Below are 21,098 nucleotides of genomic sequence, written 5' to 3'. Positions count from 1 at the left end.
CACCTCCCTCATCACGCATGGCCGAGCGCAGATTACCGGTATTCCCGCTAGCTGAACAGTTGTTGCCTGACCGTCATCCGTTGTCTCCCTTCCATTGTCCCGTCGGCCGGGCCGGCGGCCGGGCCCGGCGCTGGGAACGGCAGCGTGACGAACAGGCCACGAAACACCTGCGGCAGATGGACAGCAGGGGGCGCGACTCAGTCGGTGAACGGTGCCCGATCGGCCTTGCAGGTCGCGCCGGGTGCGGGAAGTTGCTGGTCGATGAGGTAACGCTCCTGCAGGCGCCGGGTGCAGTCGACGGTGGTGTCGTGGCCGTAGCCGCCCTCGATGACCACCAGGCGCGCGTTGACCAGGGCCTGCTGCGCCTTGCGTGCCGCGGTCAGCGGTGTGACCGGATCGAACCGGTTGTTGAACAGCAACGCGGGGACGTCCGAGCGCAGGATCCACGGACCGGCGTAGCGCTGCGGGTAGCCGCCCTGCGGGGTCGGCCACGAGGCGCACGGCTGGCGCAGGTACAGCCAGAACGAACTGAAGGTGGCGTTGTCGGTGCCCAATTCCTTTGCCATCGTGGGCCATTGCTCCGGCTCGCGGGGAAAAGTGTTGTCCGCGCAGGAGATCGCGATGAACGAGTCGAGGAACCCGGGTGGCACCGCATTCGCGTCGAGGATCGAGCGCACGATATCGGGGTTGCCCGCGGCGCCGCGCTCGAGTTCGGCCAGGAGTTGGGCCAGGGCGGGCCAGCCGTCCTTGGGGTCGTACAGCATCAGTGTGTGCGGCGAGATTACGTTCGCGTAGCTGACCGTCTTGGCATGCTCGCCCTCGCCGACCACCACAGGTCCCTGCCGCAGCCGGTCCAGCAGTGTGATATCGCGGGCGCGCAAATCCGCACCGTCGCTTGCCTTTTGGTCGCTGCGGAGCTGCCCGATCGGGTCGGCCTGTGCCTTGGTCGCGAAGGCGCAGCGCGACTGACCCGCCTGGGCGCACAGCCGGAAGAACTCCGACAGCACCTCGTCGGTGCCCGTGGCCGCGGCGGCGACCTCGGCGCGGGTGTCGGAGGTGTAGGCGTCCGGGTCGATCATCGAGCTCAGGCTCAGCGCGCGCACCCGATCACCGAAGATCGCGCCGTACACTTCGCCGAGATAGCTTGCGTACGAACCACCTTCGTAGGTCAGCCGCTTGTCACCGACGGCTCGGCGCAGCAGATCCAGGTCCCGGGCGGCGTCGACGGTGGTCAGGTGCGGCAGCAAGGCGGCACTGTTCGCCGCGCAATCCGCCGACAGGTCGCGGCTGAAGCGCGCCTGCGCCGCCTCCTGCTCGGCGTTCACCGGCGGAATCGCCGCGCCGGCCCAGAATCGTTGGTCCGCTTCGGCATCGGCGAAGCAGCGCACCGGCGAGCTGCGCCCGACGCCGCGCTGATCGAAGGTCACCACGTCGAAGCGGCGGGCGATCTCGCCGGGGAACATCGGACCGGTGCTCGCCCAGTGGATACCGGAGCCGCCCGGCCCGCCCGCCGCGGAGAAGAGGGTGCCGATGCGCCGCGACTGGTCGGTCGCGGGCTGGCGGACCAGCGCGAGGGCGAGCGTCGGACCGTCCGGGTGCGCGTAGTCCACCGGCACCGCCGCCGTCGCGCATTGCAGCTTGCTCAGGGTTTTCTCCTGGCACGGCGCCCAGTCCAGCCGTGGCGTCGCCGCCGCATCGGCCTGAGCGACCAGATCGGCCACCGCCTGCTCATGTTTCTTCGGCGCCCCGCAGCCGCTCGCCGCCAGCGTCGCTGCCAGCGCGGCAACGACGACGATCCTCCACCCACGCATGCCGATCATCTTGTGCCGCAACGACACGGCGGTCGTCCCCCGCAGGGATGAATTGCACCCTGAGATCGCCGCCACCTCCTAGGTCATCAACAGTCGGGCCACCGCGATGAGGCCGACCACCACGATGACCGCGCGCAACGCGGTCGGCGGCATCCGTCTGCCCATCTTCGCACCGAGTTGCCCGCCGATGATGGAGCCGAGCGCGATCAGCAGCGCCGCGCGCCAGTCCACGTCGGCGATCACGATGAAGATCACCGCGGCCACCCCGTTGACCAGCATCGCAAGCACGTTCTTGATGCCGTTGAGGCGCTGCATGTCCTCGTGCACGAACACCCCGAGCAGCCCCATCAGCAGTACGCCCTGCGCCGCGCCGAAGTAGCCGCCGTAGATGCCGGTCGCGAAGATCGCCACGAACAGGATCGGGCCGCCGTGTTTCGGTGCGGGACTGTCGCCGTCCTCGCGCCGCTGCTTGACCCAGCGCGACAGCCTCGGCTGCACGACAACGAGCACCAGCGCCGCGATGATCAGCACCGGCACGATCGCCTTGAACGCGGTCGCGGGCAGCGTGAGCAGCAGTACCGCGCCGGTGATGCCGCCGAGCAGCGACGCGGTGCCGAAGCGCAGCAATCGTTCACGCTGTCCGGCGAGTTCGCGCCGATAGCCGTGCACGCCGCTGATCGCGCCGGGCACCAGGCCGATCGTGTTGGAGACATTCGCGGTCACCGGCGGCAGCCCGAAGGCGAGCAGTACCGGGAAGGTGATCAGCGTGCCCGAACCAACGATCGTGTTGATGCCGCCCGCCGCGATGCCCGCACCGAAGACGGCCAGCTGTTCCAGCCAAGTCATAGGAAAATCCGTTCGACGTCCCGTCGGACCAAACGGTCCGTACAAGCGTTTGTTCCGGCTCGAACGCTAGTGGCACTGTCGGTCGAACAGACGACGGGACCGGGGTTCCGCAGGTGTATTGCCACACGGTAAACTCGCCGACATCATGCAGCGGGCACTTCTTCTCAGCCGCCGCGACGGGGTCTGATCGGACCGGCTCCCGTCGCGGGGTTTCGCCGCGCCGGTCGACCCACCCTTTGGGAAACACCACACCCTCGGAGTAATCGCCATGTCCCCTGCTGACGCCTTCGTATCCGGCTCGCGCACCATCACGCCGCCGTCCAAGCCCGCCCCGGCCGACCAGGCCGGGTGGAACGCGCAGAAGAACTCCTCGATGCCGACCTTCCGGTACCGGCCCTTCGCCGAGGAGGTCGAGCCGGTCACCGTGCCCGACCGCACCTGGCCGGACAAGATCATCGACGTCGCGCCCGGCTGGTGCGCGGTCGACCTGCGCGACGGCAACCAGGCCCTGATCGATCCGATGAGCCCGGCCCGCAAGCGCCGCATGTTCGACCTGCTGGTGCGGATGGGTTACAAGGAGATCGAGGTCGGCTTCCCGTCGGCCAGCCAGACCGACTTCGACTTCGTCCGCGAGATCATCGAGGACGGCGCGATCCCGGACGACGTCTCCATCCAGGTGCTGACCCAGTGTCGCGCCGAGCTGATCGAGCGCACCTTCGAGGCCTGTGCCGGCGCGCAGAACGTGATCGTGCACTTCTACAACTCCACCTCGATCCTGCAGCGCAAGGTGGTGTTCCGCGCCGACCGCGCGGCGGTCAAGAAGATCGCCACCGACGCCGCGACGCTGTGCCTGGAGATCGAGAAGCGCTACCCCGACACCAACTGGCGCTATGAATACAGCCCGGAGTCCTACACCGGCACCGAGCTGGAGTACGCCAAAGAGGTCTGCGACGCGGTCTCCGAGATCATCGCGCCGACCCCGGCCAAGCCGCTGATCATCAACCTGCCCGCCACCGTCGAGATGGCGACGCCGAACGTCTACGCCGATTCGATCGAGTGGATGAGCCGCAACCTGGCCCGCCGCGAGTCGATCGTGCTGTCGCTGCACCCGCACAACGATCGCGGCACCGCCGTGGCCGCCGCCGAGCTGGGCTATCAGGCGGGCGCGGACCGGATCGAGGGCTGCCTGTTCGGCAACGGCGAGCGCACCGGCAACGTCTGCCTGGTCACCCTGGGCATGAACCTGTTCTCCCGCGGCGTCGACCCGCAGATCAACTTCTCCGATATCGACGAGATCCGCCGCACCGTCGAGTACTGCAACCAGCTGGCCGTCGCCGAGCGCCACCCGTACGGCGGCGACCTGGTCTACACCGCGTTCTCCGGCAGCCACCAGGACGCCATCAACAAGGGCCTGGACGCGATGAAGGTCGCGGCCGACGACGCGGACGCCGACGTGGACGACATGACCTGGGCGGTGCCGTACCTGCCGATCGATCCGAAGGACGTCGGGCGCACCTACGAGGCCGTCATCCGGGTGAACTCGCAGTCCGGCAAGGGCGGCGTCGCCTACATCATGAAGACCGATCACGGGCTGGCGCTGCCGCGCCGGCTGCAGATCGAGTTCTCCCAGGCGGTGCAGCGGATCACCGACGGCGAGGGCGGCGAGGTGACCCCGAAGGAAATGTGGGACGTCTTCGCCAGCGAGTACCTGAGCCCGATCCGGCCGCTGGAGCGGATCCGGCAGAAGGTCACCGCGTCCGAGACCGACGGCGGCACCGACACCATTGCGGTGGTGGTCAAGGTCGACGGGGTCGAGCAGGAGATCACCGGCACCGGCAACGGCCCGCTCGCCGCGTTCATCGACGCGATCGCCACGGTCGGCTTCGACGTACGGGTGCTGGACTACTCCGAGCACGCGATGTCCGCCGGTGACGACGCGCAGGCCGCCGCCTACGTGGAGTGCGCGATCGGCGACAAGGTGGTGTGGGGCGTCGGCATCGCCACCTCCATCACCACCGCGTCACTGCGCGCGGTGGTCTCCGCGGTGAACCGCGCGCACTAGAGCGCGATCGCGGTCGGCGCGTGCGGTGGTCTCCTCGGCCAACCGAGCACGCTGATAGCGCAGGTCGAGTACGGTGGAGCCGGGCACGGTGGTCGTTGATCGACCCCGTGCCCGGCTCTCGATCTTGCTGTCGGAGACCAGATATCAGCGGCGTGTCATACGGGCGCGTCCGCTCTACATACCGCGACGCGAGCCCGCGAACCCCGTGCTAGCGTTGGTTTCGCACTCAAGCGCCGAGCTCTCTGCTCGTAGTCCCGAGCAGATGGGGGAACTGTGACAACTAACGACCACAACCCGACCTCACCGCCCTGGCTGCAGAGTCAAGCGGTGGACACGGCCGACGGCACCGAGTCGGAGCAAGCCACCGATTCGACGGCAGCGCAGCCCGACGGGGAAGTGGCGGAGTCCGAGGCGGCCGAAGCGACGGACAAGCCGGACCAGGATCCGGCCGAGCCCGACTTCAGCGGCTCGACGGACCAGACCGTGTCCTACCCGCACGCGGCGATGCCGCCGCAGTCCTACGGCCCGCCCGAGGGTTTCCCGCCGCCGCCCGGCCCCGCCGAACAGTACGGCGGCTACGCGCCGCCGAACGCCGGGCCGTTCGCGCCACCCGGCGCGTATGAGCCGTACCAGACCGGCCAGTACCAGCCGGTGGCCGCGCACAGCGGTAGCCACCAGATCGCGCCCGAACCGCAGCAGAATTCGGGCTACGGCGAATACCGGCAGGAGATCGGCCCCGACGGCCTGGTCCGCCGGGTGCCGCAGGAACACGCCGAAGCCGGTGTGCCGCAAGCCGATCAGCCGGCCGGGCCGATCTACAGCTGGGCGCCGCCGCCTCCGCCGGTGACCCACCAGCCGCCGCCACCGCCCGCGTATCAGCAGCCGCCCGCCCCGATGGGGCAGCAGCCGCCGGGACCGCCGATGGGGCAGGTGCCGCCGCCGAGCTGGCAGGGTGGACCGAACCCGCACCAGCCCGCGCAGCCGTTCCAGCCGCAGCATGTGCCCGCGCCCGGCCAGCCCGGCCACTCGGTCAACGACCTGAACCTGCTCAAGCGTGCCCGGCGCGCGCCGCGCAGCGGCTGGCGGCGTGCGGTGCACAAGGCCACCGGCGGCGTGCTCAACCCCGGCGAGTCCGCGGCCGACGTCGTCTACCGCGACCTCGTCGACCGGGTGAATCAGCCGGTGCGCGGCGACTATCGGATCGCGATCCTGTCGCTCAAGGGCGGCGTCGGCAAGACCACCACCACGGTCGGCCTCGGCTCGACGTTCGCGTCGCTGCGCGGTGATCGGGTCATCGCGATCGATGCCAACCCCGACCTCGGCACGCTCGCCCACCGGGTGCCGCGGCAGACCCGCTCCACCGTGCGCAACCTGCTCGAGGATCAGCACATCAGCAGGTACTCGGACGTGCGCGCGCACACCTCGCAGGCGCCGAGCCGACTGGAAGTGCTTGCCAGCGAACAGGATCCGGCGGTCTCCGAGGCGTTCAGCGAGGCCGACTACCGCAAGGCCATCGGTATCCTGCAGTCGTTCTACAACATCATCCTGACCGACTGCGGCACCGGCCTGATGCACTCGGCCATGGCGGGCGTGCTCGATATGGCCAGCTCGCTGGTGCTGGTCACCTCGCCGGCCATCGACGGCGCACGCAGCGCCTCGGCCACGCTGGACTGGCTGGACCACCACGGGTACGGCAAGCTCGTCGAGCGCACCGTCGTCGTGGTCAACGCCTCCCGCCGCGGCGCCTCCACGGTCGACCTGGACCAGTTGCGCAAGCTCTTCCTCGACCGCACCCGTGCGGTCCAGGTGGTGCCCTTCGACGATCATCTCGCCGAAGGCGCGGAGATCGACCTGGAACTGGTCAGCAAGCCGACCCGGCGGGCCCTGCTGGAACTGGGCGCGATGGTCGCCGACGACTTCGGTTACGTCGGCGCGCAGCAGTACCACCACCCCGGGCCGATGGGACACTAGCGACCCGAAAGACGTTGCGGCCCCGGTGCATACGCACCGGGGCCGCACTCTTCGCTAGTACTTGCCGAACAGCACCGCGGCGTTGTGCCCGCCGAAGCCGTACGAATTGTTCATCACGTACTGGACATCCGTGTATCGCGCTGCGCCACTGACGATATCGAGATCGATGTCGGCATCCTGGTTGTCCAGGTTGAGGGTTGGCGGTATCACGCCGTCGCGCAGGCTCAGCACCGAGATCGCCGCCTCCAGCGCACCGGTCGCGCCCACCGAATGACCGAGTGCCGACTTGGGGGCATACACCGCGGGATGCTTGCCGATCGCGGTGGCAATTCCCTTGGCCTCGGCCAAGTCTCCGAACGGCGTCCCCGTCGCGTGCGCGTTGACGTGGTCCACCTCCGCACCGTCGACGCCCGCGGTCTCCAGCGCGCGACGCATGGCGCGGGCGTTGCCCCGCCCCTCCGGATCCGGCGCGACCAGGTGATAGCCGTCGGCGGTCAGGCCCGCCCCGAGCAGCCGGGCCAGCGGCCGGGCGCCGCGAGCCAGGGCGTGCTCCTCGGTCTCCAGCACGAGCAGGGCCGCGGATTCGCCGAAGACGAAACCGTCCCGGTCCCGGTCGAACGGCCGCGAGGCGCGTTCCGGTTCCGCCACCCGGGAACTCAGCGCGCGCATGTTCGTAAAGCCCGCCAGCGCAAGGGCGTTGATCCGCCCCTCGACGCCACCCGCGACGATGATGTCGGCCTCGCCGAGGATGATCGAACGCCACGCGTGCACCAGCGATTCGCACCCCGACGAACAGGCCGACACCGGCGTCACCACGCTCGCCCGCGCACCGAGTTCCAGCCCGAGCACCGCGGCGGGACCGTTCGGCATGGCCATCGGTATCGCGAACGGCGACACCTTGCGATAGCCCTGATCGCGCAGGATGTCGTTCGAGTCGACGATGACCTCGGCGCCGCCGACACCCGTTCCGATCGAGATGCCGAGCCGGTCCTTGTCCACCTCGGGCGCGCCGAGTGTCGCCCAGATCCGCTTGCCCATCACGTAGGCGACCTGCTGAACATAGGACATGCGCCGCTTCTTGATCCGATCGAGCTCGGCGGTCGGGTCGCTCTTGAACTTCGCGCCGATATTGATCGGCAGCCGACTGCTCTCGACCTCCGGGTCATCGAGCACCCGAACGCCACTCTCCCCCGCCAGCAGGCCCTTCCACGTGGACTCCGCATCGGCGCCGAGCGCGGAGGAGACCTCGACCGCGGTGACCACCACGCTTCGGAATCCACCGTTGCGAGTGGAGAACTCGGAGATATCACGCATCGTGTCAAAAATCCTTCATCGGTTCGGACGGCCTGTCCTGCAATCTATTTCGCGGATGCATGATCCGACATGTACGGAACTCTCACAGGGCACACCCGGCAGTTGTGGGAATGTGCCAACGACGCAACAGCGTTCAGCCCCCTAAGCTCTACAGCTGATCCCTGTACCTGCACCTTCTCAACCGCGCCCTCCTGGTGTCGCGGAACCGCCTGTGGAAAGCCGACAATCGGCTCCGAGTCGGCGAAATCAGCTCTCGCGCCGCGCAGTCGGCCGAGGTGCCGACTCCGCGACAATGCTCGCCGCGGCGTCACGGAAGGCCGCGAGCACCGCGGCGATGGCCGGACTGCTCTCGGCCCGAGGCCGAGTGGCCAGCTCGAACATGCGGGCGGCGCGGACGCCGGTGAGGCGCAGCAGCGACAGATCCTGGTGCACCACCGAGTAACGGGGCATCAACGCGACACCGTAACCGCTGGTCACCAACGCTTCGATGACACGGAAGTCGTTGAGCCGCTGCGCTATTCGCGGCTGCACACCGGTCAGCGTCGCGATCGAACGGAGCACGTCGTCGATCGGATAGCCGCCGCGCACGCTCAGCCAGGTCTCGTCGGCCAGTTCCTCGGGCGCCACCGCGGCGTGGCCGGCCAGCCGATGGAACGGCGCGACAACGACATCGATGGGTTCGCGCATGAGCAGGCGCACGACGATGCGCGGATCGGCGATGGGCGCGGCTCGCTCGTCGCGATGGGTGAGCACCACGTCGAAGTCGGCGAGCAGCCGGGTGGCCTCGGACGGCGGCAGGTCGACATCGCTCGCGACGAGGTCGACGCCGCTGTGCGACAGCGCGGACAGCACCAGCGGCAGCAGCAGCGCGCCCGCCGACGGGAACAGTGCGACCCGGACCCGGCCGCGCGGCGAACCACGGTAGTTGGCCATCTCGGCGACGGCGCGATCCATCGCGGCGAGCACCTCGTCCGCGCGCACCACCAGCGCCCGGCCCGCGTCGGTCAGCCGGACGCGGCGGCCGTCCGGTTCGAGCAGCGCGACGCCCGCCTCCTTGGCGAGCACCTTGAGCTGCTGGGAAACGGCCGAGGGCGTCATCGAGAGCGCGGTGGCGACGGCGGCGATGGTGCCGCGGTCGGCGAACTCGCGCAGTACCCGGAGCCGCTCGACCGACATCGGTGGCCCATCCGGCCGGTCAGCCACGGTTTTGCCGAGCCGAGAGCGGCACTTCGATCATGAAGTAAAACTACAGTAATAGTCCACATTAATTCGATTGTTCTGATGGTTAGTCGCGCGCACGATTGACCACATGACCGCTCGTGACCGCCTGCTCGGACTGACCGTCGTCCTGCTCTGGGGACTGAACTTCCTCGCGCTGCGCGCGGGCCTCGACCACTTCCCGCCGTTCTTCTTCGCGGCGCTGCGCTTCGCGGTCATCGCGGTTCCGGTGCTGCTGTTCGTCCCGCGCCCCAAGGTCCGGCTGCGCTGGCTGCTGTTGTACGGCACCGGTTTCGGCATCCTCCAGTTCGCCTTCCTGTTCACCGCGATGCGTGCGGGCATGCCGACCGGGCTCGCCTCGCTGGTGCTGCAGTCGTCCGCGCCGTTCACCGTGCTGCTCGGCACGCTGTTCCTGCGGGAGCGGATCCGGCCGGTGCAGGTGGCGGGCATCGCGGTGGCGATGGCGGGCATGGCGGTGATCGGCTGGGATCGCCTCGAGCACGCCTCCGTGCTGCCGGTGCTGCTGACGCTGGCGGCCGGGCTCGGCTGGGCCTTCGGCAATATCGGTGCGCGGCAGGCCACCGTCGAGTCCCCCGGCCTCAACACCATGCACCTGACGCTGTGGATCGCGGTCGTCCCGCCGCTGCCGATGTTCGTGCTGTCCGCCGCGACCGAGGGCCCGGCCACCGGCCTGCGCGCGGTGGCCGATTCCTTCTCCGCGACCGGCTGGCCCGCGCTGGCCGCGATCGCCTACACCGCCATCCTCGCGACCGTGGTCGGCAGCGGCCTGTGGACGTATCTGATGAGCCGCTACCCGGCCGGTGTGGTCGCGCCGTTCACCCTGCTCGTTCCGATCGTCGGCATCGCCGCCGCGTGGGCGTTCCTCGACGAGACCCCGACGCCGCTCTCGCTGATCGGCGGCGTGATCGTGATCGCGGGCGCGTTCGCCGCGACCGCGGGCAAACGCGCCAAGGTCGACCGCGCCCAGGCCGCGGAACTCGATGCGGCGGCCGGTACGCCGGAACTCGTCAAGGCTTAGCGCACTTGCGAATGCGCAAGGCCGCCTGACACCGCGCGTACCCCGCCGTGCCGCCTGTTCCGCTCGTGCCACCGAGCGGGCCGGGCGGCACGGATATTTATGTGTGCCAAGAGGTTCGAGAAACCGTCGTCACAGGTTTGCCCATCCGATAGCCGATATCGCTATGCTCACATTCGCCGACCGAATCAGCCTTCACCTCGGGCCAGGCGCGGGGCGGGTACGCCGGTGCGGACCTGCCGCTTTACAGTAGTGACAACGTGTAATAAAGGTCCCGAGGCTAGGCACAGAGCGGCGCATGGCAGAAAATCGGTGGACCGTATCGCGGAGGACATTGCTTCGCGGAACGGCTGTGGCGGGGGTAGCGACAGCGGGGGCACTGACGGCCGGCGCGCTGAGATCGGGGCCTGCCGCGGCTGGTCCGGGCAGGCGGGTCGCGGTACTGGGTGGTGGCGTCGCGGGCTTGACCGCAGCGCACGAGCTGATCGAACGTGGCTTCCAGGTAACGATTTTCGAGCGCCGCGCGTGGGGCGGCAAGGCGCGCAGCGTGCCGGTGCCCGGCACCGGTTCCGCGGGGCGGCCGGATCTGCCCGGCGAGCACGGCTTCCGCTTCTTCCCCGGCTTCTATCAGCACGTGCCCGACACCATGCGGCGAATTCCCTTCGCGGGCAACACCAATGGCGTGTGGAACAACCTGGTCGCGGTGCCGGAGGCCCGCTTCGCCCGGCGCGACGGCGACGACTTCCGGCTGCCGCTCGGCCCGCGAGCCCGCACGGGGTTCACTCCGGACAGTTTCCGCGAGACACTCGGCGCCACTATCTCGACCACGCTGAATATGCCTGCCATTGAGGGCATCTACTTCGCCAACCGCCTGCTGGTGTTCAACAGCAGCTGCGATGCCCGCCGCCTCGGCCAGTGGGAGCACACCTCCTGGCGCGACTACGTCGGCGGCAACGCGCGCTCGCACGAATTCCGCGCGCTGCTCTCCCGCACGCTGACCAGCATCATGGTCGCCGCGAAGGAGGACGTCGCCAGCGTCCGCACCATCGGCAACATGGGCGAGCAGTTCCTCGGCAACCCGGCCGAGATCGGCAACGATGGCGGCCTCGATCGAGTGCTGAACGGGCCGACCAACGCGGTCTGGATCGAGCCGTGGCTGCAGCGGATGCGCGACCTCGGCGTGCGATTCGAGCTCGGCACCGAGGTGCGCGGGCTCGACGTGCGCGATCGCCGGATCGCCGCGGCCCGGGTGGTGGACAAGTCCGGCGCGCAACGCACCATCGACGCCGATTACTTCGTGGTCGCCGTGCCCGCCGAGCAGGCGCGCGCCCTGTGGTCGCCCGACGTGCTCGCCGTGCGCCCCGAATTGGCCACGATGGACCGGCTCTTCTCCGACTGGATGAACGGCATCCAGTTCTATCTGCGCAGGCCCGCCGATATCTCCCGGGGCCACACCGCCTACATCGACGCACCGTGGGCGCTCACCTCGATCAACCAGAATCAGGTGTGGGCGCGCAAATTCACCGACTTCGGCGACGGCACCGTGCAGGACTGTCTTTCGGTCGACGTCTCCGACTGGAACACCCCGGGCATGCTGTACGGCAAGCCCGCCAAGGAGTGCACCCACGACGAGATCGCCCGCGAGGTCTGGGCGCAGATCGCGGCGCATCTCAACGACCGCGGCGACGTGCTGCGCGACGCCGACCTGCACTCCTGGCACCTCGACCCCGGCATCACCTGGCAGGACGGTCCGCACCGCAACGCCAACGCCGACCCGCTGCTGATCAATACCGCCGGATCGTGGGAGTTCCGGCCGGAACCGCACGGCGCGCTCGAAAACCTGTTCCTGGCAGGCGATTACGTTCGCACCAACGTGGACCTGGCCACCATGGAGGGCGCCAACGAGTCGGCCCGAGCCGCAGTGAACGCGTTGCTCGACGTAGACGGCTCGAACGCCGAACGCTGCAAGAAGTTCACGCTGTACCGGGCGGCCGAGCTCGAACCACTGCGCCGGATCGACGCGGATCGCTATGCCGCGGGCCAGCCCAACATGTTCGACGTGCAAATCTGATGTGACCGATCTCCCGGCCGCCCACCATGATTCGGATGCTTGAATCGGGTATGCGCGAGCCTGTAGATCAGATCACCGACCCCGTCGACCTGCGAAACCTGCTCGGCGAGGTGCCGCCTCGAGCCGCGAACAAGGAGCGGGTCTCGCTGCATCCTCGCGATCGCGACTGGATCGCCGCCACCCCGTTCCTGGTCATGAGCACCAGCGACGCCACGGGCAACTGCGACGCGTCGCCGAAGGGCGATCCGGCGGGCTTCGTGCGGGTCCTCGACGACCGGACCCTCGCGATTCCCGAGCGCCCCGGCAACCGGCGGGCCGACGGCTACTTCAACATCCTCGCGAATCCGCACATCGGCCTGCTGTTCGTCATTCCGGGCCGCAGCCAGACGCTACGGATCAACGGGCGGGCCAGGCTCGTACGCGACGCCCCGTACTTCGACGACATGACGGTGCACGGGCACCGCCCGATCCTGGCCGTCGAGGTCGACATCGAGCAGATCTACTTCCACTGCGCGAAGGCGTTCCTGCGCAGCCATCTGTGGCAGCCGGAGCAGTGGCCCGACGACGGCCTGCCGTCCTGGCCGCACCTGGTCAAAGAGGTGCAGACCGACGTCACCGAAACCATCGAGGAACTCGAACGTCACTACGCCCCCGCCAACTACAACAGCAAGCTGTACCAGGGCTAGCCGCACCGGGTGGGCTACGCCACTGGCCCGGGCCGCGCCGGTAACGCTGGTCGAACATAGACTCGCGGCGTGGCAGACATTTCGGTGCGTGGGCGTATCGCCCTGCGGGCCGCGGCGGCAGCGTCGTGGGCCTCGCAGAAGGCCGGACGCGGCAAGGGATCGATGATCGGCGGGCTCATCGCGCTGCAGATCGACAAGACGATCATGGACCAGCTCGGCCGCGGCCGCCGCACGGTGCTTGTGACCGGCACCAACGGCAAGTCGACCACCACCAGGATGACCACCGCGGCGCTCAGCACGCTCGGCGCGGTCGCCACCCAGGCCGACGGCGCGAACATGGACGCGGGCATCGTGGCCGCGCTCAGCGCCCATCGCGGTGTCGAGCTCGCCGCGATCGAGGTGGACGAGCTGCACCTGCCGCACGTCACCGACGCGCTGAACCCCGCCGCCGTGGTGCTGCTCAACCTGAGCCGCGACCAGCTGGACCGGGTCGGCGAGATCAACATGATCGAGCGCAAGCTGCGCGCTGGCCTGGCCCGGCATCCCGACACCGTGGTGATCGCCAACTGCGACGACGTGCTGGTGACCTCGATCGCCTACGACCACCCGAACGTGGTGTGGGTGGCCGCGGGCAGCGGCTGGGCGATGGACGCGACCAGCTGCCCGCGCAGCGGCGAGCCGATCCTGTGGGAGGGCGAGCACTGGCGCAGCACGGGGGCGGATTTCGAACGGCCCGAACCGGATTGGTGGCTGGACGGCGATGATCTGGTCGGTCCCGACAAGCAGCGGTATCCGCTGACACTGGCCCTGCCCGGCCGGGCCAACCGGGGCAACGCCGCGCAGGCGGTCGCCGCGGCGATCGCACTCGGCGCCGATCCGGCCGCGGCCGTTACCGCGACGGGCACGGTGCGCGAGATCGCGGGCCGCTACCGCACGGTGCAGGTCGGCGAGCACGCCGCCCGGCTGCTGCTGGCGAAGAACCCGGCGGGCTGGCAGGAAGCGTTGTCCATGATCGAGCCGAGCTCGGCCGGACTGGTGATCGCGGTGAACGGGCAGGTGCCCGACGGCGAGGACCTGTCCTGGCTGTGGGACGTGCGGTTCGAGCACTTCGAGGGCGTCCAGGTGGTCGCCTCCGGCGAACGCGCCACCGACCTCGCGGTGCGCCTCACCTACGCGGGCGTCGAACACACCACGGTGCCGAACCCGTTGCGCGCCATCGCCTCCTGCCCGGCGGGGCACGTCGAGGTGCTGGCAAACTACACCGCATTCCGGGATCTCAACCGCGACCTCGAGGGCAAGTCATGAGAGAGCGAAGCGAACGAATCATGTCACAGCGCGCATCGCGCATGACGGAACCGAGCGCCAGCGAGGTGCAGTCATGAGCGAATCGACCGTCCGCATCGGTTTGGTGCTGCCCGATGTGATGGGCACCTACGGCGACGGCGGCAACGCGCTGGTGCTGCGACAGCGGTTGCGGCTGCGCGGTTATGACGCCGAGGTCGTCGAGATCACGCTGGCCGACCCGGTTCCCGATTCGCTGGACATCTATACCCTTGGCGGCGCGGAGGATTCGGCGCAGCGGCTGGCCACCCGGCATCTGCAGCGCTACCCCGGCCTGCAGCAGGCGGCCGCGAACGGCACTCCGGTGCTTGCCATCTGCGCCGCCATCCAGGTGCTCGGCCAGTGGTACGAGACCTCGTCGGGCGAGCGCGTCGACGGCGTCGGCATGATCGACGTGACCACCTCGCCGCAGCCCAAGCGCGCGATCGGCGAGGTGACCACCGCGCCCCTGCTGTCCGGGCTCACCGCGGCACTGACCGGCTTCGAAAACCACCGGGGCGGTACCAAACTCGGCGGCGACGCGACAGGGCTGGCGAAGGTCACCCGCGGTGTCGGCAACGGCGTCGGTGACGGCCTCGAGGGTGTGGTGCAGGGCTCGGTGATCGGCACCTACATGCACGGCCCGGCGCTGGCCCGCAATCCGGAACTGGCCGATCTGTTGCTGGCGCGGGCGCTCGGCGTCGCGGAATTGGCTCCGCTGCCGATGCCGGAGGTCGAGCAACTCCGCCGTGAACGTCTGCGCGCGTAGGTAGTACAGCGCCAGATAGCACAATGCCAGGTTGTGGCGTTTATCGGTCGATAAACGCGACTCGACCGAGGCGCTCCTGGGTGCTGGGCTATCCGCACGCTACGCTCCCCGCTATGACGACGATCACGCCGGGGTTGCCTGCCGAATCAATGGCGCAGCCGGTATTGCCACGCCGTCCACCGGTTTGGTCTCGCTGGCGCAGCATCCTACGGCCGCGTCCGTTGTATCTGTCGCTGATCGTTTCGTCGGTAGTCGCGCTCAAGGCGTTCGAGATGTCTTTTGCCGCACTACACCATCTGGCCGTGCGCAACCTCGTGGAAGCCGACCTGGCGTCCAATGTGCCGATCGCCATCGACGGCCTTGTCGTCGGCTCCATCGTCGCCACCGCGTCATTCCCGAAACGCAGTGCCGGCTGGTGGTATGCGACCGGGCTTTTCGTGCTTTCGACGCTGGTGTCGGTCGCCGGGAATATCGAATACGCGCGCGAGATCGGCGGCGGTCCGGTGTCGTTGATCATCTATGCCGGAATGCCGTTGACCCTGCTGTTCGCGGTGCACCTCACGCTGATTCTGCTCGGGCGCAGCACCGCCGCGCGTGCGGTCCCGGACGTGGTGACCGCGGAGATCGATCAATACGTCACCGCCGAGGAGATGCCGGAGCAGTTGACATCGCCACAGCTCAACGGGCATGCGCTGGCCAACGGGCACGCGCAGGCCAACGGGCACGAGGTCGCGAAGCCCGCCCAGGCGCCCTTCGCCGCCGGACCGAACACTCCGATGCGTTTCAACACCTTCGACGCCGACGGCCGAAAGCTGGTCAATCACCGATAATCACGCGGCGACACCGGAGGTAGTTAGTAACTCACCCGCGCTCGACTACTTCGATGGGAAAACGCATGTCTCTCACAGTCTGGCAGGACCAGGACGTCGATCAGTTCCGTGAAGTAGCGAGCAGGCTCGCCTCGGTGATCCAGAGCAGTGTGGACCGATCGGGAGCGCTGAGCCAACTCACCGAGTCGGTGGAAAGCGGGGACGCGTTCACCGACCTGTTGATCGAATTCGCCGGTCGCTGGTTCCACGAGACCGGCGGGCAATCGGTGTTGATCGGGCCGGAATTGTTCTGGCTGCTGTCGGAACCGAACCTGCGCAAAGGCATCAGCAGCGCGTTGCGCGGCCCGGAAACCGCGCCGGATCTGGAGTACTCGGTGAGCAGGCGCAGTCGAAAGCTGTTGCTGATCTGTGTTTTCGAGACATTGGCGCAGAACCAGTGGCTGGCGGGCAACATCGGCGAGCACATCGGCATGAACGGCAGCGTCAACGGAATAGGGTGACCGGCTCCTCGGTGCCCGCGATCAATTAAGTTCACGGCGTTTCTAACTCTCCCTTCGGTCCCCTCGCCGCGGATAGCGTCGAGTTTTACCGAGTTTTGAGGAGAGTGCCGTGTCCGACGTGGGCCTGCATCGGCGCGGACTGCCGCCGGGCGCCGCATGACCGCGATCACCACGCCGGACGCACCGACGGTGGGTGCCGACGCGCCCGCCGTCGCACCGCGGCGGTCGCGGAACTATCGCCGCCTGCTCGGTCCGGCGCTGACCCGCCTCGGCGCGCTCGCGCTCGTGCTCGGCCTGTGGGCGGTGCTCACGGCGACCGGTCTGGTCGATCCGCTGTATCTGCCGTCGCCGCACGCGGTGTGGGATGCCTTCGTACGGGCCAACTCTCGGCATCAGATCGCGGCGGGCGTCGATCGCACGGTGATCGGTGAGCAGAACTATTACCTGTGGGAGCATCTGCTGGCCAGCCTGCAGCGGATCGGCGCCGGGGTCGGCCTCGCGATCGTGGTCGGCCCGCTGGTCGGATTCGTGATGGGCATGCTCACCCCGGTGCGGCTGGTCACCGAGCCGATCCTGAACTTCCTGCGGTCGCTGCCGCCGCTCGGCTACATCGGCCTGCTGATCGTCTGGTTCGGCATCGGCGACATGTCCAAGATCTGGCTGCTGTTCCTCGCCGCGTTCCCGCCCATCGCCATCGCGACGCTGAGCGGCGTCACGGGCGTCAAGCAGGACTATCTCCATGCCGCCCGTTCGCTGGGTGCCGGTCGCACCCAGGTCATTTCGCGCGTGGTGTTGCCCGCCACGCTGCCCGAGGTGATCGGCGGCATCCGGATCGCCACCGCGTTCGCCTGGACCACCGTGGTGGCCGCCGAGCTCAACAACGGTATCCCCGGCATCGGCGGCCTCGCGTATATCTCGGGCACGCAGCTCAATACGCCGCTGACCATCGCCTGCATCATCGTGATCGGCTGCGCCGCTCTCGTGCTCGACTCGGTCATCAAATTCCTTGGTGCCAAAGCAGTTCCGTGGAAAGGCAAGGTATGAAATCCGCAGTCCGCCGGGCGGTCACCGCAGGTTTGGCCATGGCGGCCGTGGTCGCGACGACCGCAGGGTGTGTCCAGTCCGGTCGCGGCGACACCGGAGCCGAAGGGGCACAGTCCGCCTGCCCGTTCGCGGCGGATCCCGGCGTGACCACGCAGGCCAGGATCGGCTACCAGGCCATCCCGAATGCCGATCTGCTCGTGAAGGATCGCGGGCTGCTCGCCGCCTGCCTGCCGAACGCGAAAGTCACCTGGAGCCAGTTCTCCTCGGGTGCCGACGTGGTCCAGGCGTTCGGCGCGGGCAGCCTCGACATCGGCACCATGGGGTCGAGCCCGGCGACCAAGGCGCTGTCCGCGCCGTTGAACCTGCCGGTGCGGGTGCTGTGGATCCACGACGTGATTGGCAAGTCGGAATCGCTGATCGCCAAGGACAAGTCGATCACCTCGCTGGCCGGGTTGCGCGGCAAGCGCGTCGCGACGCCGTTCGGCAGCACCGCGCACTACAGCCTGCTCGCGGCGCTTGGTAAGGCAGGCCTGGCCGCTGACGTGCAGTTGATCAACATGGCACCCGATGCGATTCCCGGCGCCTGGACCGGCGGTCAGATCGACGCGGCCTGGGTGTGGGATCCGACCCTGTCCAAGCTCGCCGAATCCGGCGGCCACATCATCACGTCCAGCGCCGACACCGCGGCCGCGGGCGCGCCGACCTTCGATCTGGCGGTGGCGAGCAAGAAGTTTCTCGACGAGAACGCGAAGTTCGCGGTGGTCTGGGCGAAGTTGCAGGACTACGCGGTGACCCAGCTGCGGACCAAGCCCGACGACGCGGCCGTCTCGATCGGCGCGCAGCTCGGCATCGAGCCCAAGCTGGTCGGACCGCAGTTGGCCGGGTACACCTACCTCGGCGCGGCCGAGCAGGCCGACGCGAAGTACCTGGGCGGCGGCTTCGGCGGCGATCTGCACAAGACGGCCGAATTCCTGTTGAGCCAGGGCGGCATCGACGCGATCGGCGACGAATCCGCCTACCGCACCGGCATTTACGCCGACGCGGCCAAGGGTGCCAGCTCGTGAGCGAGCTCCAAGTCGCTCTCACCGGGGTGAGCAAGAGCTACCCCGGTGACGACGGCCCGACCCAGGTGCTCGCGCCGACCGACCTGACCATCGAGGGCGGCGAGTTCGTCTGTGTCGTAGGCCCTTCCGGCTGCGGCAAGTCGACCCTGCTGAACATCCTCGCTGGCTTCCTCGAACCGACCGAGGGCACGGTGCGGGTGGGCGGCCACCCGATCACCGGACCCGACCCCGACCGCGGTGTCGTCTTCCAGCAGCCCAACCTCTACCCCTGGCTGTCGGTCCGCCAGAACGTCGAATTCGGCCCGAAAGTCCGTGGTGTGCCGCGCAATCAGCGCAGCACCGACGCCGAACGCATGCTGGCCCTGGTCGGCCTCGACCACCTCGGCGGTCGCCGCCCCTACGAACTCTCCGGCGGCCAGCAACAACGTGCCCAGATCGCCCGCGTCCTGGTCAACGATCCCCGAATCATCCTGATGGACGAACCTTTCGGCGCCCTGGACGCCTTGACCCGCGAAAAACTCCAGGGCGAACTACTCACCCTGTGGCGCGACCGCAGAAAAACCGTCCTCTTCGTCACGCACAGCATCGACGAAGCCCTGCTCCTCGGCACCCGAGTCCTGGTCATGGGCACCCGCCCCGGCCGCATAATCTACGACGAGCCAACCACTTTCAAGACGGCCCTGACCGACCCCACCTTCACCACCCTGCGCGCCCACCCCGATTTCATCCACATGCGCGACGAGGTCTCCGCGCACATCTACGCCGCCCACGCGTGACGCGGCCTCACACCTGGAGCACGGCGACCTCGTACCGCTGACACCACGGGTCACGGGTGACCAGCGTGAGATCCTCACATTGCGCCTGCGCCACCAGCATTCGATCGAACGGGTCCCGATGAATCAGCGGCAGCCGACCGGCCGCGGCGGCGTGGTCGAGGCCGATCGGCAGCGGGATGAACCCGCCGTTGCCGATGTAGTCCGCGAGCCCGACCGGCCCGTCCAGCTTGCCGAGGGCCTGCTTGATGGCGACCTCCCAGATCGTTGCCGCGCTCACCAGGATTTCCGGGTCGTGGGTGATCTGTTCCTTCATGTCCTCGGACAGCGTCGGATCGTCGGTGAGCCACCACAGCACCACGTGGGTGTCCAGCAGCATCCTCACGGCGCCATACCGAAGTCGGCGGCGATCTGGGCGTTGGTCTCGTCCGAGTCCCAATCGGGGGTGAGGACCAGCCGCCCGCTCAGCACACCGCGGCCGCCCCGGTTCACGCTGCGACTCAGCGGGACCAGCCTGGCGACCGGGCGACCGGCGCGGCTGATGATGATCTCCTCGCCGCGTTCGACCCGCTCGATGATGCGCGACAGGTTCGTCTTGGCGTCGTGGATATTGAACTGTTCCGCTGCGCTGCCCGACATGGCCCACCTCCTTAGCTAAGAGGTTAGTCCACCACCGAACGGCAAGGCAACACGGTTCGCGATGGTCAGCGGGCCGGGGTGGCGCAGAGGTCGTGGGCCAGGCGCATTTTGTCGAGGACCGGGTCGGGCAGGACGAAGGGGTAGAGGTCGGGGTGGCCCATGGAGCGGTTGACCATGTTGAGGGACCAGGCCAAGGGGAGCCAGAGGTCGATGATTTTGTCGAAGCCCGCACGGCCCACCTGAGGGCGGTCCAGGGTTGCGCCCGCGGGGGCGAGGCCGAAGGCGGCGGCGGTGTCGAGGGTGTCGCGGATGTGCAGGTAGTGGGCGAAGGTTTCGGCCCAGTCCTCGGAGGCGTGCATGGTGGCGTAGGAGGAGACGTAGGCGGATTCCCAGCCTGCCGGGGCACCCTCGGAGTAGTGGCGGTTCAGTGCCGCCTGGTAGTCGGCGTCGGGGTCGCCGAAGAGGTCGCGGAAGCGCTGGGCGGCGTCGTCGGTGGCGACCAGGATCATGTAGTAGTAGTGGCCGATCTCGTGGCGGAAATGGCCGAGCAGGGTGCGGTAGGGCTCGTCCATTTCGATGCGCAACTGTTCGCGGTGCGGGTCGTTGGCCTCGGCCAGGTCGAGGGTGATGACGCCGTTCTTGTGGCCGGTGACGACCTTGCCGCTGGCACTGGTGAGCAGGTCGAAGGCCAGGCCGCGGTCCGGGTCCTGGTCGCGGCCGACGATGGGCAGGCCGAGTTCGGTCAGCTCGACGATCAGCCGGCGTTTGGCCGCCTCGGCCTCGGCGAAGGCGGCCAGCCCGGCGGCGTCGAGGTCGTTGGGCCGGGTTCGGGTGAGCCGGCAGGATTCGCACAGCACCGGCTTCCCGTTACCGTTCGCGGCCCGCGCCGCGGGTTCGGATCCCGGGTCCGGCACCGCCACCAGCCAATTGCATTGCGCCACATGGAGGTTGTCGCAGAGCCGGAAGCGGCTGGCATCCACCACACCGGTGCTCGCGTCGTTCGGGACATCGCCCGGCGGCGCACCGATCACCACCAGGGCGATCTCGGCGAGGCTGAAACCCAGTGGGCTGGAACAGGACAGGCACACCGAGTTCTCGAAGGCCAACTGCTGACCACAGTTGGGACAGGCGAAATCACGCACGC

Annotated in this window: 19 protein-coding genes; 12 read left to right on the top strand and 7 right to left on the bottom strand. The window is 68.5% G+C overall.

Annotation, left to right across the window (positions count from 1 at the left end; all coding sequences use genetic code 11):
- Nucleotides 1-197: 197 nt before the first annotated feature.
- Both ACFWF1_RS04695 and ACFWF1_RS04690 read right to left on the bottom strand, forming a co-directional pair.
- Nucleotides 198-1,811: an alpha/beta hydrolase gene (locus tag ACFWF1_RS04695; RefSeq protein ID WP_379281866.1), complete on the bottom strand. Its 1,614-nt coding sequence runs from the start codon at nucleotides 1,809-1,811 to the stop codon at nucleotides 198-200.
- 78 nt (nucleotides 1,812-1,889) lie between these two features.
- Entirely contained in the window at nucleotides 1,890-2,657 is a 768-nt protein-coding gene (locus tag ACFWF1_RS04690; protein ID WP_379281865.1) for a sulfite exporter TauE/SafE family protein, read from the bottom strand.
- Between the two features lie 268 nt (nucleotides 2,658-2,925).
- Here ACFWF1_RS04690 and leuA point away from each other — a divergent pair, with 268 nt between their 5' ends.
- Nucleotides 2,926-4,719: a 2-isopropylmalate synthase gene (gene leuA / locus ACFWF1_RS04685; protein ID WP_379281864.1), complete on the top strand. Its 1,794-nt coding sequence runs from the start codon at nucleotides 2,926-2,928 to the stop codon at nucleotides 4,717-4,719.
- Nucleotides 4,720-5,046: 327 nt separating this feature from the next.
- Nucleotides 5,047-6,690 carry a MinD/ParA family protein gene (locus ACFWF1_RS04680; RefSeq protein WP_379282313.1) on the top strand — a complete coding sequence of 548 codons (1,644 nt, stop codon included), beginning with the start codon at nucleotides 5,047-5,049 and terminating at the stop codon, nucleotides 6,688-6,690.
- 54 nt (nucleotides 6,691-6,744) lie between these two features.
- Here the strand turns inward: ACFWF1_RS04680 and ACFWF1_RS04675 are convergent, their stop codons facing one another.
- Together ACFWF1_RS04675 and ACFWF1_RS04670 are read right to left on the bottom strand one after the other, a co-directional pair.
- A complete protein-coding gene (locus tag ACFWF1_RS04675) occupies nucleotides 6,745-8,004 on the bottom strand; it encodes a KasA/KasB family beta-ketoacyl-ACP synthase (protein WP_379281863.1) in 1,260 nt (419 codons plus the stop codon).
- A 246-nt stretch (nucleotides 8,005-8,250) separates the two neighbouring features.
- Complete coding sequence (locus ACFWF1_RS04670; RefSeq protein ID WP_379281862.1) at nucleotides 8,251-9,180, bottom strand: LysR family transcriptional regulator; 930 nt, start codon at nucleotides 9,178-9,180, stop codon at nucleotides 8,251-8,253.
- Between the two features lie 133 nt (nucleotides 9,181-9,313).
- Between ACFWF1_RS04670 and ACFWF1_RS04665 the strand changes: the two genes are divergently transcribed.
- The 10 genes from ACFWF1_RS04665 (at nucleotide 9,314) to ACFWF1_RS04620 (ending at nucleotide 19,318) form a co-directional block, all read left to right on the top strand.
- The gene (locus ACFWF1_RS04665; protein ID WP_379281861.1) at nucleotides 9,314-10,261 is read left to right on the top strand and encodes an EamA family transporter; all 948 of its coding nucleotides are present in this window, start codon (nucleotides 9,314-9,316) and stop codon (nucleotides 10,259-10,261) included.
- Between the two features lie 295 nt (nucleotides 10,262-10,556).
- Nucleotides 10,557-12,329: an FAD-dependent oxidoreductase gene (locus ACFWF1_RS04660; protein ID WP_379281860.1), complete on the top strand. Its 1,773-nt coding sequence runs from the start codon at nucleotides 10,557-10,559 to the stop codon at nucleotides 12,327-12,329.
- A gap of 50 nt (nucleotides 12,330-12,379) precedes the next feature.
- Nucleotides 12,380-13,015, top strand: a complete 636-nt coding sequence (locus ACFWF1_RS04655; RefSeq protein WP_379322156.1) for a pyridoxamine 5'-phosphate oxidase family protein — start codon at nucleotides 12,380-12,382, stop codon at nucleotides 13,013-13,015.
- A gap of 69 nt (nucleotides 13,016-13,084) precedes the next feature.
- Entirely contained in the window at nucleotides 13,085-14,320 is a 1,236-nt protein-coding gene (locus ACFWF1_RS04650) for a MurT ligase domain-containing protein (protein WP_379281858.1), read from the top strand.
- A gap of 73 nt (nucleotides 14,321-14,393) precedes the next feature.
- The gene (locus tag ACFWF1_RS04645) at nucleotides 14,394-15,104 is read left to right on the top strand and encodes a type 1 glutamine amidotransferase (RefSeq protein ID WP_379281857.1); all 711 of its coding nucleotides are present in this window, start codon (nucleotides 14,394-14,396) and stop codon (nucleotides 15,102-15,104) included.
- Nucleotides 15,105-15,217: 113 nt separating this feature from the next.
- Nucleotides 15,218-15,934 (top strand): DUF2637 domain-containing protein, encoded by a 717-nt coding sequence (locus ACFWF1_RS04640; RefSeq protein WP_379281856.1) that lies wholly within the window; start codon nucleotides 15,218-15,220, stop codon nucleotides 15,932-15,934.
- Nucleotides 15,935-15,999: 65 nt separating this feature from the next.
- A complete protein-coding gene (locus tag ACFWF1_RS04635; RefSeq protein ID WP_379281855.1) occupies nucleotides 16,000-16,434 on the top strand; it encodes a hypothetical protein in 435 nt (144 codons plus the stop codon).
- A gap of 156 nt (nucleotides 16,435-16,590) precedes the next feature.
- Nucleotides 16,591-17,478 carry an ABC transporter permease gene (locus tag ACFWF1_RS04630; protein WP_379281854.1) on the top strand — a complete coding sequence of 296 codons (888 nt, stop codon included), beginning with the start codon at nucleotides 16,591-16,593 and terminating at the stop codon, nucleotides 17,476-17,478.
- Nucleotides 17,475-18,542, top strand: a complete 1,068-nt coding sequence (locus tag ACFWF1_RS04625; RefSeq protein ID WP_379281853.1) for an ABC transporter substrate-binding protein — start codon at nucleotides 17,475-17,477, stop codon at nucleotides 18,540-18,542. The genes ACFWF1_RS04630 and ACFWF1_RS04625 overlap by 4 nt, the downstream gene beginning before the upstream one ends.
- Nucleotides 18,539-19,318, top strand: coding sequence for an ABC transporter ATP-binding protein (locus ACFWF1_RS04620; protein WP_379281852.1), 780 nt, complete (start codon nucleotides 18,539-18,541; stop codon nucleotides 19,316-19,318). Before ACFWF1_RS04625 ends, ACFWF1_RS04620 begins: the two co-directional genes overlap by 4 nt.
- Before the next feature lie 7 nt (nucleotides 19,319-19,325).
- Here ACFWF1_RS04620 and ACFWF1_RS04615 read toward each other — a convergent pair whose 3' ends face one another.
- The 3 genes from ACFWF1_RS04615 to ACFWF1_RS04605 form a co-directional block, all read right to left on the bottom strand.
- On the bottom strand, nucleotides 19,326-19,694 hold the full coding sequence (locus ACFWF1_RS04615; protein WP_379282312.1) for a type II toxin-antitoxin system VapC family toxin: 369 nt from the start codon (nucleotides 19,692-19,694) through the stop codon (nucleotides 19,326-19,328).
- A 2-nt stretch (nucleotides 19,695-19,696) separates the two neighbouring features.
- On the bottom strand, nucleotides 19,697-19,954 hold the full coding sequence (locus tag ACFWF1_RS04610; protein WP_379281851.1) for a type II toxin-antitoxin system Phd/YefM family antitoxin: 258 nt from the start codon (nucleotides 19,952-19,954) through the stop codon (nucleotides 19,697-19,699).
- Nucleotides 19,955-20,019: 65 nt separating this feature from the next.
- Nucleotides 20,020-21,096 (bottom strand): putative zinc-binding metallopeptidase, encoded by a 1,077-nt coding sequence (locus tag ACFWF1_RS04605; RefSeq protein WP_379281850.1) that lies wholly within the window; start codon nucleotides 21,094-21,096, stop codon nucleotides 20,020-20,022.
- Between the last annotated feature and the right edge of the window lie 2 nt (nucleotides 21,097-21,098).

This window comes from Nocardia sp. NPDC060255, from assembly GCF_042727395.1.
Classification (GTDB): domain Bacteria; phylum Actinomycetota; class Actinomycetes; order Mycobacteriales; family Mycobacteriaceae; genus Nocardia.
Note: the sequence above shows the minus strand (reverse complement) of the source record. Positions and strands in the feature narration are given on the sequence as shown.